15 protein-coding genes are annotated in these 11,248 nt (G+C 59.4%); 6 read left to right on the top strand and 9 right to left on the bottom strand.

Features of this window, described 5'->3' with window-relative positions; translation table 11 throughout:
- Positions 1–207: 207 nt before the first annotated feature.
- Positions 208–630 (bottom strand): hypothetical protein, encoded by a 423-nt coding sequence (locus E0L37_RS20470; RefSeq protein WP_133493494.1) that lies wholly within the window; start codon positions 628–630, stop codon positions 208–210.
- A gap of 243 nt (positions 631–873) precedes the next feature.
- On the opposite strand from E0L37_RS20470, the gene E0L37_RS20465 reads away from it, so the two are divergent.
- Positions 874–1,269 carry a VOC family protein gene (locus tag E0L37_RS20465; protein ID WP_133493493.1) on the top strand — a complete coding sequence of 132 codons (396 nt, stop codon included), beginning with the start codon at positions 874–876 and terminating at the stop codon, positions 1,267–1,269.
- Between the two features lie 8 nt (positions 1,270–1,277).
- Here the strand turns inward: E0L37_RS20465 and E0L37_RS20460 are convergent, their stop codons facing one another.
- Together E0L37_RS20460 and E0L37_RS20455 are read right to left on the bottom strand one after the other, a co-directional pair.
- Positions 1,278–1,751, bottom strand: a complete 474-nt coding sequence (locus E0L37_RS20460; RefSeq protein ID WP_133493492.1) for a nuclear transport factor 2 family protein — start codon at positions 1,749–1,751, stop codon at positions 1,278–1,280.
- Complete coding sequence (locus E0L37_RS20455; RefSeq protein WP_240687527.1) at positions 1,748–2,314, bottom strand: TetR/AcrR family transcriptional regulator; 567 nt, start codon at positions 2,312–2,314, stop codon at positions 1,748–1,750. The genes E0L37_RS20460 and E0L37_RS20455 overlap by 4 nt, the downstream gene beginning before the upstream one ends.
- Before the next feature lie 207 nt (positions 2,315–2,521).
- Here E0L37_RS20455 and E0L37_RS20450 point away from each other — a divergent pair, with 207 nt between their 5' ends.
- Together E0L37_RS20450 and E0L37_RS20445 are read left to right on the top strand one after the other, a co-directional pair.
- Entirely contained in the window at positions 2,522–3,217 is a 696-nt protein-coding gene (locus E0L37_RS20450) for a glutathione S-transferase N-terminal domain-containing protein (protein ID WP_133493490.1), read from the top strand.
- A gap of 18 nt (positions 3,218–3,235) precedes the next feature.
- Positions 3,236–3,841: a 2-hydroxychromene-2-carboxylate isomerase gene (locus E0L37_RS20445; protein WP_133493489.1), complete on the top strand. Its 606-nt coding sequence runs from the start codon at positions 3,236–3,238 to the stop codon at positions 3,839–3,841.
- A gap of 9 nt (positions 3,842–3,850) precedes the next feature.
- Here the strand turns inward: E0L37_RS20445 and E0L37_RS20440 are convergent, their stop codons facing one another.
- A complete protein-coding gene (locus E0L37_RS20440; protein WP_240687526.1) occupies positions 3,851–4,486 on the bottom strand; it encodes a DUF1287 domain-containing protein in 636 nt (211 codons plus the stop codon).
- A gap of 111 nt (positions 4,487–4,597) precedes the next feature.
- Here E0L37_RS20440 and E0L37_RS20435 point away from each other — a divergent pair, with 111 nt between their 5' ends.
- Complete coding sequence (locus tag E0L37_RS20435) at positions 4,598–5,758, top strand: AAA family ATPase (protein WP_133493498.1); 1,161 nt, start codon at positions 4,598–4,600, stop codon at positions 5,756–5,758.
- Positions 5,759–5,773: 15 nt separating this feature from the next.
- On the opposite strand, the gene E0L37_RS20430 is transcribed toward E0L37_RS20435, so the two are convergent.
- Both E0L37_RS20430 and E0L37_RS20425 read right to left on the bottom strand, forming a co-directional pair.
- A complete protein-coding gene (locus E0L37_RS20430) occupies positions 5,774–6,751 on the bottom strand; it encodes a DUF481 domain-containing protein (protein WP_133493488.1) in 978 nt (325 codons plus the stop codon).
- Between the two features lie 93 nt (positions 6,752–6,844).
- Positions 6,845–7,030, bottom strand: a complete 186-nt coding sequence (locus E0L37_RS20425) for a hypothetical protein (RefSeq protein WP_133493487.1) — start codon at positions 7,028–7,030, stop codon at positions 6,845–6,847.
- A 222-nt stretch (positions 7,031–7,252) separates the two neighbouring features.
- Here E0L37_RS20425 and lysM point away from each other — a divergent pair, with 222 nt between their 5' ends.
- Positions 7,253–7,690, top strand: coding sequence for a peptidoglycan-binding protein LysM (lysM, locus tag E0L37_RS20420; RefSeq protein ID WP_022996968.1), 438 nt, complete (start codon positions 7,253–7,255; stop codon positions 7,688–7,690).
- Between the two features lie 22 nt (positions 7,691–7,712).
- Positions 7,713–8,099, top strand: coding sequence for a DUF2780 domain-containing protein (locus tag E0L37_RS20415; protein WP_133493486.1), 387 nt, complete (start codon positions 7,713–7,715; stop codon positions 8,097–8,099).
- Positions 8,100–8,201: 102 nt separating this feature from the next.
- On the opposite strand, the gene E0L37_RS20410 is transcribed toward E0L37_RS20415, so the two are convergent.
- The 3 genes from E0L37_RS20410 to E0L37_RS20400 are packed head-to-tail and all read right to left on the bottom strand — an operon-like array spanning position 8,202 to position 11,245.
- Positions 8,202–9,404, bottom strand: a complete 1,203-nt coding sequence (locus E0L37_RS20410; protein WP_133493485.1) for an acyl-CoA dehydrogenase family protein — start codon at positions 9,402–9,404, stop codon at positions 8,202–8,204.
- A gap of 21 nt (positions 9,405–9,425) precedes the next feature.
- Positions 9,426–10,712: a TRAP transporter large permease gene (locus E0L37_RS20405; RefSeq protein WP_133493484.1), complete on the bottom strand. Its 1,287-nt coding sequence runs from the start codon at positions 10,710–10,712 to the stop codon at positions 9,426–9,428.
- Positions 10,709–11,245: a TRAP transporter small permease gene (locus tag E0L37_RS20400; RefSeq protein WP_166643109.1), complete on the bottom strand. Its 537-nt coding sequence runs from the start codon at positions 11,243–11,245 to the stop codon at positions 10,709–10,711. The genes E0L37_RS20405 and E0L37_RS20400 overlap by 4 nt, the downstream gene beginning before the upstream one ends.
- Positions 11,246–11,248: the final 3 nt, after the last annotated feature.

The raw sequence follows: 11,248 nt of genomic DNA, 5'->3' as shown, positions 1-11,248 counted from the left end.
AAGCCTTGGTCATCCTGGCCCGGAAGATCGCCCGCACCGCCTTCGCCCTGATGAAGCAGCAACAAGAATATTGCCCCGCAAAGCTCTTTTAAGCATTGCAGGGCACCATAGAATCTCCCACAGCGGCCTTGTAGCAATCTCCGAATTCATTGCTGCAAGGCCCACAAGCAGGCTTGGGGAGCCGCCCGGCCAGCGGGCAACCGGGAACTAATGCGTCTTCTCATTCTCCTCCTCATCCAGCAATTCGAGGATGAGTTTCTCGCCCCGATTCATGAACGGCCCCAGTCGTTCCACGAAAAGAACCATTAATTCCCGGTCGCATTCGATCACCGTTCCCACCCACATTTTGAACAGGGCAAAAGCGTAGGACGCAAAGCGGTCCGTTTCCGCGTATTCGTCCTCCCGCTCATTCAGCTCTTCGATATAACCCATCTTCACGTCTTCCGAAGCCATCATGAACTCATCCATGGTGCCAAAACGGCTGAAGAACAAACCGGAAGCGCGGGCCAGATGGAAGCTCACTGCTTCCTGCGCCACGTCATTGGCTTTTTCCAGACGAGTAATGGCCTCTTCGACTTCGGCTTTGAAATCGTCGCGGGTATAGGGGTCCTGCTCATCACTGAAATCCATGGTTCTCATCCTTTAGTTATTCTGTTATTCCATCATCGAGAAACAGACTGTTTCCCTCCCCCCTTTTTAACAGCCACCCAGCCGGTGTCAACAATCGGGAGGAAGCGATGTTCCGTCAGTAAAAGGGGACACCTACTGATGAGAGCCTGTTCATGCTATTTGCATCCAGCAGGCGGGATGCAAATAGCGTGAACAGGCCCTAGACTGATACCCTGATTGTTGCCTTTCTAATCGGAGCACGCCATGGCACGGGCAATCACCCCTTTTTTGATGTTCCAGGGCAATGCCGAAGCGGCGTTGCGCTTTTATGTCTCTCTGATCGAGGACAGCGAGATCATCAGTCTGTCACACTATGACGAGACACAGCCGGAGGCGGCCGGACGCGTTTACCAGGCGATGTTTCGTCTGGGACAGCAGGTTGTCCGCTGTATTGACTCTCCGATCCCCCACGATTTCGATTTCACGCCTTCGTTCTCCTTCTTTATCGATTGCGATGGCGAAGACGAACTGACCTCGCTTTATGAGAATCTGTCCGAGCAAGGCGAGGTCATGATGCCGCTGGATAACTATGGATTCAGCACCCGCTTTGCCTGGGTAGTCGACCGCTTCGGCGTATCCTGGCAACTCAATCTGCCCTGAGCGGTCGGTTAAAGCCCCAGATCCGACAGGCCGGGGTGGTCATCGGGACGACGCCCCAACGGCCAGTGAAACTTGCGTTCCTGCTCGCCAATCGGCAGATCGTTGATACTGGAGTATCGATGGCACATCAGACCATCATCGTCGAATTCCCAGTTCTCATTGCCGTAGGATCTGAACCAGTTGCCGGAATCATCCCGCCATTCGTAGGCATAACGCACGGCGATGCGATTCTCCGAGAACGCCCATAACTCCTTGATCAGGCGGTATTCCAGCTCCTTGTCCCATTTGCGTTCAAGAAAGGCTCGCGCCTGGCCCCGACCGCGCACGAACTCGGCCCGGTTCCGCCAGTTGGTATTCAAACTGTAGGCCCGCGCCACTTTACCAGCGTCACGGCTATTCCAACCGTCTTCCGCCAAACGCACCTTTTCGATGGCGCTTTCACGGGTAAAAGGAGGCAACGGAGGGCGTGAAGCGGACGTCATAATGAATCTCCAGTGGTTGATGACACGTTTTGATCCCGCACCAGCTGATGCGCCATGCGTGCGGCCCGCTGTGCCGCGCGGGAATCCCCTCCGACGCGGGCACTGATGATCGCGCCGTCGACCAAAATCAGAAGGTCCGCGGCCGCCGTCGCCGCGTCCGTTACACCGCACTCCGCCAGCACCGAACAAAGATAGTCTCGCAGCCGGCGCTTGTGGGCCCGGGCCACGTCATGAACAGGTCCGGCGGCGACTTCGCCAGCGGCGTTGATGAAAGCGCAACCATTGAAGTCGTCCTGGGAAAACCAGTCCGCCAGCGCTTCGAAGATCGCCCGCAAGCGTGGCGGCCCCGGCGGTGCTGTTTCGCATGCCGAGACGAACCAGTTCATCCAGCGTTCATCCCGCTCACGCAGCGCCTCCGCCACCAGCGCTTCCTTGGTGGGGAAGTAGCGGTAAATGCTTTTCCTCGCCACACCGGATTCACGCACGATGCGATCCATGCCGGTGGCGTGAATGCCGCCGGTATAGATCAGTCGCTCGGTGACGGCGAGCAGCTTCGCTCGCACTGTTGCCGGACGCTGTTTGGTTGATTGTCGTGAAGGAGTGGTCATGGCGAAGAGAGTAGAACGATCATTCTACTCCGTCAACCCGCCCCTCCCATGGCGCCCCTCCTTCAGCCCGTTGCTTTCGCGAAACCGGTGGGAATGTTTTAGATTGGTCTGGACCCGGCGGTATACCGCCCATAACCACGACAATAACTCCGGGAGACGCTTGTGCTTGATCTGTACTACTGGCCCACCCCCAATGGCTGGAAAATCACCATCATGCTGGAGGAGTGCGGACTGCCTTACCGCATCGTGCCGGTCAATATCGGCAAGGGAGAGCAATTCGATCCGGCGTTCCTCTCCCTCAGCCCCAATGGCCGGATGCCGGCACTGGTGGATCATGCGCCGGAGGATGGCGGCGAGCCGGTTTCCCTTTTCGAAAGCGGAGCCATCCTGGAGTATCTGGCCGAGAAGAGCGGCTGCTTCCTGCCCGTGGACCTGCGTGGACGCTACCGGGTCAAACAGTGGCTGATGTGGCAAATGGGCGGCTTGGGGCCGATGCTGGGTCAAAACGGGCATTTCCTGTTATACGCACCGGAGAAGGAACCCTACGCCATTGACCGCTACGGCCGCGAGGCCCGGCGCCTCTACGGCGTCCTGGATCAGGCCCTTACTGACGTCCCCTGCGTGGCCGGCGACTATTCCATCGCCGACATGGCTATCTTTCCCTGGGTGATGACCCACAAAGCCCAGGGCATCACACTGGACGACTTCCCCAACGTAGCGCGCTGGTTCTCGCGGTTGCGGGGCCGCGAAGCGCTGCAAAAAGGCCTCGCTGTGGGCAAGGCGCTGCGCCAGAGCACCATGTCCGACGACGCCAAACGGGTCCTGTTCGGCCAGAACCAAACCGTGACCAGCGAATAACACCACAAGGATTTCGCCATGATCGAGTTTTACTTCGACTGCTCCAGCCCCTGGACTTATCTGGGCTTCGAGAGTATTCAAAACGTCGCCAACGACACCGGCACCAGCATCGAATGGAAACCCATCCTGGTGGGCGGCATCTTCAATACCATCAACCCCTCCGTGTACGCTTCGCGAGAAAAACCGGTACCGCAGAAAGCGAGCTATATGCGCAAGGATCTGCGGGACTGGGCGCGCTATCAGGGGCTGGAAATCAATTGGCCGGAGGTATTTCCGGTGAACAGCGTCAAGGCCATGCGCGGCTGCCTCTGGCTCGCCCCTCAGGGCAAGCTGGTGCCCTTTGCCCGGGCGGTGTTCCAGAGCTATTGGCGCGATGGCAAGGACATCGCCCAGGACGACCAGTTGATCCCGATTCTGGAACAGCTGGGCGTGGACCGGGACGCTTTCTTCGCCGGCATCCAGGAACCCGGGATCAAGGACCAGCTGCGCGAGAACACGGAGGCCGTCATACGACGGGGCGGCTTCGGTTCACCTACTATTTTTATCGACGGCGATGACATGTACTTCGGCAATGACCGGATGCCGTTGATTCAGGTCGCCATTGAGCGGCGGCGGGGCCGCTGAGACAACATATCAGTGGGCATCACCATGCGATGCCTCCCGGCTGGGAAGCCGGACATAACGGTAGTGCCCGGTGATGGGATAAGAGAACAGCAGATCCTCCAATTCCGGCCCGCGTCCGATGTTGTGAATGATCAAGGGACGGCCGCTATCGGTGGAACGTTGATTGGCGACCACCCCAATGTGCGGGAGATTACCGGGCAGCATCCAGGTGACCAGGTCTCCGGGACGGTAAGCGTCGGCCCGGTCGGAAACCGGCAGCGCCGCCCCCTGACGCTCAAAGAACGTTTGCAGATTGGGCACGCGCCGATGATCGATATTGGTGTCGGGGCGGCGCAATCCCCAGTGCTTAGGATAGGCATCGAAGGCTTGTCTCATGTCCTCGTGCACCAGACGCTGCAGATCCACCCCGACCTTGCGATAAGAGCGAATCACCACATCCGTGCAAACGCCAATATTGTCGGGCACGTCCCCGTTGGGATAATCAATGCGGCGATAACCGCCGTCATAGGTGACGGATACCCGGGTTCGCGCCATGGCGGCATCGACCAAGGCCGTCACGAAGGCGGACTCCGTCGAGGGCTGGGCCACGACCGGTAACGGCATCGCCCCCAGCAGGGCACTCACAATAATGATGACGGCTTTCATGGGCGCCAGCATAGCACGGCGAGGGTGATGAGGAAGGCCGTGTTCACCGCCTTGAAACACTATCGGGATTCCTTTTTACTGGCCTCTCTTCGCCACCAGGGAACCCCCGGCATGCTGACCACGCTGGCCATTGGCAACTATCGTTCCGTTCTGAATCTGACCGTGCCGCTGGCCCCCCTGAATGTGGTCACCGGCGCCAACGGCAGCGGCAAATCCAATTTGTACCGGGCCCTGCGGTTGCTGGCCGCCACCGCACGTGACGACGTCATCGCCGCCCTGGCCGCCGAAGGCGGGCTGGAGTCCACGTTCTGGGCCGGACCAGAGACCCTCACCAAAGGCATGCGCAACGGCTCGGTGCCGGTGCAGGGCGGGCCTCGCCAGCATAGCCGCCGCCTGCGCCTCGGATTCAACGATGAGGACTATGGCTATCTGATCGAGCTGGGTCTGCCGAAACCGGATGTCACCACCGCTTTCAATCTGGACCCGGAGATCAAGCGGGAGCTGATCTGGGCCGGCTCCGGCTATCGTCCGGCCACGGTGCTGGTGGATCGCGGCGGCCCGCTGGTGAAGACCCGGAGCGAAGGCCACTGGCAGGTTATCAGTGAGCACCTCAACAGCTTCGACAGCCTGTTCAGCCAGGTGGCCGACGCCCGCTCCACACCGGAGGTGGTCACTTTGCGCGAGCGAATTCGCGGCTGGCGCTTCTACGACCACTTTCGCACCGATCAGGACGCCCCCGCCCGGCAGGTTCAGCTCGGCACCCGCACCTCCGTGCTGCATCACGACGGCCGCGATCTGGCCGCGGCCCTGCAAACCATCCGGGAAATCGGCGATGCCGAAGCGCTCGACAGCGCCATCGAGGACGCGTTTCCCGGAGCGCGCCTGGCCATCGTTCCCCTGAACGATGGCCGGCTCAAGATCGCCTTCCATCAGTACGGCCTGCTGCGTCCGTTGACAGCCGCGGAGCTGTCCGATGGCACCCTGCGTTATCTGCTTTTGATCGCGGCCTTACTGACACCACGACCACCCTCACTGATGGTTCTGAACGAACCGGAAAACAGCCTGCATCCGGATCTGTTGCCCGCCCTGGCGCGATTGATTGCCCGCGCCAGCCGCCACGGCCAGGTGTGGGTGATCAGCCACGCCAGCCGCCTGGTGGCGGCATTGAATCAGGAACCGGATTGCCATGGCGTGGAACTGGAGAAAGAGCTTGGGGAAACCCGGATCAGAGGCCAGGGGCTGTTGGATACCCCGCCATGGAATTGGCCCTAGACCGTCGGCGCCACCTCACCATCCGATGCCCAGCCCAAGACTGTAATCGGTTTCATCCAGGTCCTCGGAGAAATCCTTCACCAGATCGGTTTCCACTTTCATGCTCAGTGAGGCCCAGTCCGTGAGCCGGTATCGCACGCCGAATTCCGCATCCACGGAATAGCCCTCCACGCCGCTCAGGGCCTTGCCGACGCTGCCCCGGCTGAACAGCTCGAAGGTCTTGCCCACCAGATAGCGGGTGTAATCCCACTGCATGCTCAAGGCATAGAAATCCTTGTCGCTCCTTTCCGCGTAGGAGAACTGGTTGTAGCTGAGCAGCCAGGCCAGGGAAAAGGCACCCAACTCATTGTCCCAGAACTGGTACCCCGGCCCGGTGCCGAGGGCACGTCGTCGGCGTACGTTCTCGAACCAATCACGCTGATACTCGTAGCGGGTCTGCCAGAAACGGCTCTGAGTGATGAAGCGGTCCAGCGCGTACTTGGCGCTCCAGTCCTGCTCAATACGCACATCGTCACGGAACTTGCGGTTGTAGTCGGCCTGCAGGTTATGCCGCCAGGGCCCGTGTCGGGCTTGATTGTTCAGGGCCAGATCGAAGTCATCGGTGTCCCGCTCGGCCCGCTCGTAATTGATATCGAACTCCAGGTCGCCGGTCCACTCCAGGTCCTGCAGCAAGGGTTTGGGACGCAACATCCGGGTGACACTGGTCAACTCCACGGAGGTTTCCTCGCCATTGCTGACGACGATCCGCCCTGGCTGCCCCGCCGCCACCGTCTTGCTGACCTCACCGTTGCCCCCAGGCCACTTCACCAGCAACCCATGGTCACTTTGCAGCGTGCTGATCATCTCCCGATCTATCGGCACCGCACCGGCGTAGGGGGTCTCCAACAGCAGTTTGGTGCTGTCCATCAGCACGATCTCGCCGGTAAGCCGGTCGCCATTTTTCAGCCAGACGGTGTCGCCCGCGGCACCGGCACTGAGCAACACGAGAACCATGAAAGAACAGAATAGACGCAACGGTGCCAATCTCACGGGATCGCTATGGAAAACAGGATTGTCGTTATCCGCGGAAGCGGGATCAACCCCGGGCTAATCGTCGTACTCGATCCTCTCCGAATCCATCCAGTCCGCCAACATCGCCTCCAACGCCCCGCCCCTGAACCGATGCCATTCATCCTCCAGGCCAAGATCAAAGACCAGGGACTTGAAGCGGCGAAAGGCACCGCGGCCTCTGATCGCATCCTCCAGCGCCTCGCTGTCCCTGGCGGAAGTCATTGTCCCTGCCTCCGGCATCAGCCCCTCCCGATTCAGGGCCCACCGATCCGCCAAACATAATCCAATAGTTGCATGACGCGAAGCGCCGTCACGAGACAATCACAAAATAGTGTTGAATTACGGTAAGAAAAGATCATCTGGCATGGTGTTTGCCGTGCCAATAGGGAAATAATCAAGCCCTGGCCCCGAGCCTGACCCACCTTAATGTATGAGGAATGCAACATGGATCTGTTCAGCTTTGCGAAAAACATCGGTAAGAAACTGTTCGGTAGCGATGACACGGACGCGGCCGAAAAAATCAAAGCACACATTCTGGAGGACAATCCCGGTGTGTCGAACCTGGAGGTGAAGTTCGCCGACGGCTGCGCCACACTCAGCGGTGATTGCGAAAATCAGGCCGCCAAGGAAAAAACCGTACTGCTGGCCGGTAACGTGGAAAACGTGGAGAAAGTGGAAGGCGACGCCCTGACCCTGCCGGCGGAAGCAGCAGTGGAAGAAGTGGAGTACTACGAAATTCAGAAAGGCGACACCTTGTGGAAGGTGGCCAGCCAGTTTTACGGCGACGGCAACAAATATACCGCCATCTTCGAAGCCAACCGTGAAGTGATCAAGGACCCCGACCTGATCTACCCGGGTCAGAAAATCCGTATTCCCAAGTAAATACCGGCAAGGAGACAAGGCCATGGACCTGATCAACCAACTCGTGTCCACCCTCGGGGTCAGTGGCCAGCAAGCCGAGGGCGGCACCGGCCTGCTGATGAAACTGGTAAAGGACAATCTTTCCGGCACCGACTTCGGCCGTATTCTCGGCGCCGAACCCAAACTGGAAGGAATGATGTCGCAAGCCCCGGAAAGCGGCGGCGACTCTCTGCTCGGCATGGCCGGTGGGCTGCTTTCCAGCATGGGCAGTGACAAGCTGGCGGGTCTGACGCAAATCGCCGGCGGCATGCAAAAGCTGGGACTGGACAAGGATACCCTGGTGCAGTTTATCCCGCTGATCCTGCAGTATTTCCAGAAACAAGGACAAGGCGATATCGCCGGTCTGATTCAGAAAGCTCTGCCGTTCTGAGACAACACGTTAAGGTCCATTGCGGCCCATAGAACGGAACCACGAAGCCGCGGCGGGAGCTTTCCTTGCTAGCTCCCGCCGCGGCCTTCCACGCCACCGGCGCTACAACATTCCCACGAAGCGGTTGCGCATGGCATGCCGGGTAGCATCCTTGATCCCCAGGGAATCCTCTCCAATCAGAACTCGCTGCACGTTCTCGGAGCCCTCGCCGACAGTGAGCATGTCGATATAGGCATTGATCTTGTTGACCGGATACTCCGCCGTCAGAGCATTACCGCCCAGCACTTCCCTGGCCACGTCACCGGCGAGCCGCGCCGCCTGGGTAGCAAAATACTTGGCACGGGACGCCACCCGGGTCGATACCCGCCCCTGGTCCATGGTCCAGCCCACCCGATGCGACATCAATCGCGCCGCCTCCACTGCCACCGTGGCATCGGCGATGCGTTCCTGGATCAATTGAAAGCGGGCGATCGGTTTGCCGCCAATGATGCGCTCATTGGCGTAGTTCCGCGCCACTTCCAGGGCGGATTGCGCCAGGCCGGTCAATCGTCCACTGACAGTCAAACGGCCGTACTCGAGAGCATTCATGGCGATACGGAATCCCTGCCCCTCTTCACCAAGCCGGTTCTCCACCGGCACCACGAAGTCATCAAGGAATACGGTACAGCTGCGCAGTGATTTGGACAGGCCGGGCAATTCAATCGGTTGCGCGCTGTAGCCTTCGAATTGCTTCGGCTGCACGATGAAAGCGGTGATGCCAGTATGCATCGGATCGGCGTGTGGGTCGGTTTTGGCGAACAAAACCCCCACATCCGTGGCATGAGAAAAAGTGATCCACATCTTCGAGCCATTCAGGCGATACACGTCACCATCACGTCTGGCCACGGTGCGCATGGAACCCGCCGGATCAGAGCCGCTGCCTTCTTCGGACAAGGCGAACATGCCGATCTGCTCGCCGGCAATCAACCCCGGCACGAACCGCCGCGCCTGCTCTTCCGTGCCCCAATTGTAGATAGTGTAAGGGCAAGTCATTGACTGCATGTTCATGGCGTAACCAAACTCCGGCGCCAACCGGGAAATTTCCTCGGCGATCACCGACACCGCCAGGAAACCAGCGGCGCTACCGCCCAGCTCTTCCGGGAACGGCGCGCCGAACAGACCGGCCTTGCCCATCTCCCGGATCAGCGGGTAAGCAAATTCCTGCCGCTGCTCGAACTCCTTGATGCCGGGAACCAGGTGCTTTTCACACACGTCGGTGACCGCGTCGCGCAGTGTCACCAACTCTTCGGGAAGATCAAAATTCATCACGGTTTCCTATGTCATTCACTATTTCATCAGGCCGGGCAGGAACAAGCTGATTTCCGGAAACGCCAGGAGCAGTCCGAGAATCAGCAAATCCACCAGAACGAAGGGCGCCACCCCCCGGAAGCACTCACCCACCGGCACCCGGGTAATACCGGAGGTGATAAACACATTGAGTCCGAGCGGCGGCGTCACCAGACCAATCTCCACGGTCTTCGTTATGACGATGCCATACCAGATGCCATCGAAGCCCAACTGGGTGATCAGCGCGAAGGTCACCGGCACGGTCAACACCAGAATCGCCATCTGATCCATGAGCATGCCCAGCACCAGATAGATCACCACCAGGGTCAACAGCACCGCCCAGGGTGACAGGTTGGCGTCGTTAATCATGGCAATGAGGGATTGGGTCGCCTGCGTCAGGGTGAGAAAGTAGCCGAACATCATGGCTCCGATGATGATCGTGATGATCATCACCGTGGTGCCCAGTGTTTCGGTCATGGCGCTGGCGAAACGCCGTTTGTCGATACGCCGCATCAGCAGCACGATCACCAAGGCCGCCAGCGAGCCCACAGCGCCGATTTCCGTTGGCGTGGCCAGACCGCTGTACAAGCCGCCAATAGTCACCACCATCAGCAGCATGGCGGGCCAGACCGGACGTAACGCCCCCATCGCCTCGCGCATATTGAAGGCGGTTGGCCTGGGTACCAGATCCGGACGCCGTTTACTCAAGCCCCAGATGGTGAGGATGTAGCCGGCGGCGGTGAGCAGGCCCGGCACAAGACCCGCGATCAGTAACTTGCCCACGGATTGCTGTGTCAGGATGCCGTAAATAATCAGCACGATGCTCGGCGGGATCATAATCGCCAGAGTGCCGGCGATGGCGATTATGCCCACCGAGATACGGCGGTCGTAACCGCTCTCACGCATGGATGGAAAGGCCGCCGAGGACATGGTGGCGCAGGAGGCGGTGCTGGAGCCAATGATCGCCGCCATGAAGGCGCTCGCGAACACACAGGCCATGCCCAAACCACCGTTGAAGCGCCGCAACCAGGTGTCGCTGCAGGCAATAATATCCCTGGCCATGCCACTCTGGGCCATGTACTGAGCCATCAAAACGAACATGGGAATGGTCAGCATGGTGTAGGAAGCGGTGACGTTATGAAATGCATCCGCCAGGTAGCTGTGCACCATCAGCTCTCCGCCCACCAGCCACAACCCCACCGTGGCCGCCACCATCATGGCGAAGGCGATCGGCATTTCCATCAATAGCAGCACGATGAGCAAACCGACTCCGATCATGATGATCATCGCAACGCCTCCTCGCCTTCACCCATCTCGTCCAGGGATGGCGGCGATGGCACTTCCGCTTTTCCCAGAAGATACAGGCAGGCGTTGGTGAACAGTCTCAGGGAGAGAACCAGGGTTCCTATCGGGACCCAGACGTGGGACAGCCATACCGGCCAGTCGATCACACCGAAGATCACCCGCTGTTCCCACCAGTCAACCCATACCCGCTCACCGGCATACCAGGTCATCGCCAACAGCATCAGAGCGATTATCAGATTATTGAGCGCGTACAAGCCGCGGCGTACCCCAGGGCTCATGAGACGATGAAACGGCGTCAAGCGAATGAAGGCGCCTCGCCGTTCCGCCCATGGCAACGCCAGTGCCACCATGATGACCATCAGGTAATCCTCGGTCAGGCTGTACTGGAAGGTCAGTGGTGCTTTGAACAGGTAGCGCGCGATCACATCCAGACTGACCAGCAACATCATCGCCAGTACCGCGCCCACGGCAATAACCGCCAGTCCCCGCTCCAGCAATTTGAGAGAACCGGACATCGG

Origin of the sequence: Alcanivorax sp. 24, assembly GCF_004360225.1 — a bacterium.
Classification (GTDB): Bacteria; Pseudomonadota; Gammaproteobacteria; order Pseudomonadales; family Alcanivoracaceae; genus Alloalcanivorax; species Alloalcanivorax xiamenensis.
This window is presented reverse-complemented; position numbering and strand designations above follow the sequence as displayed.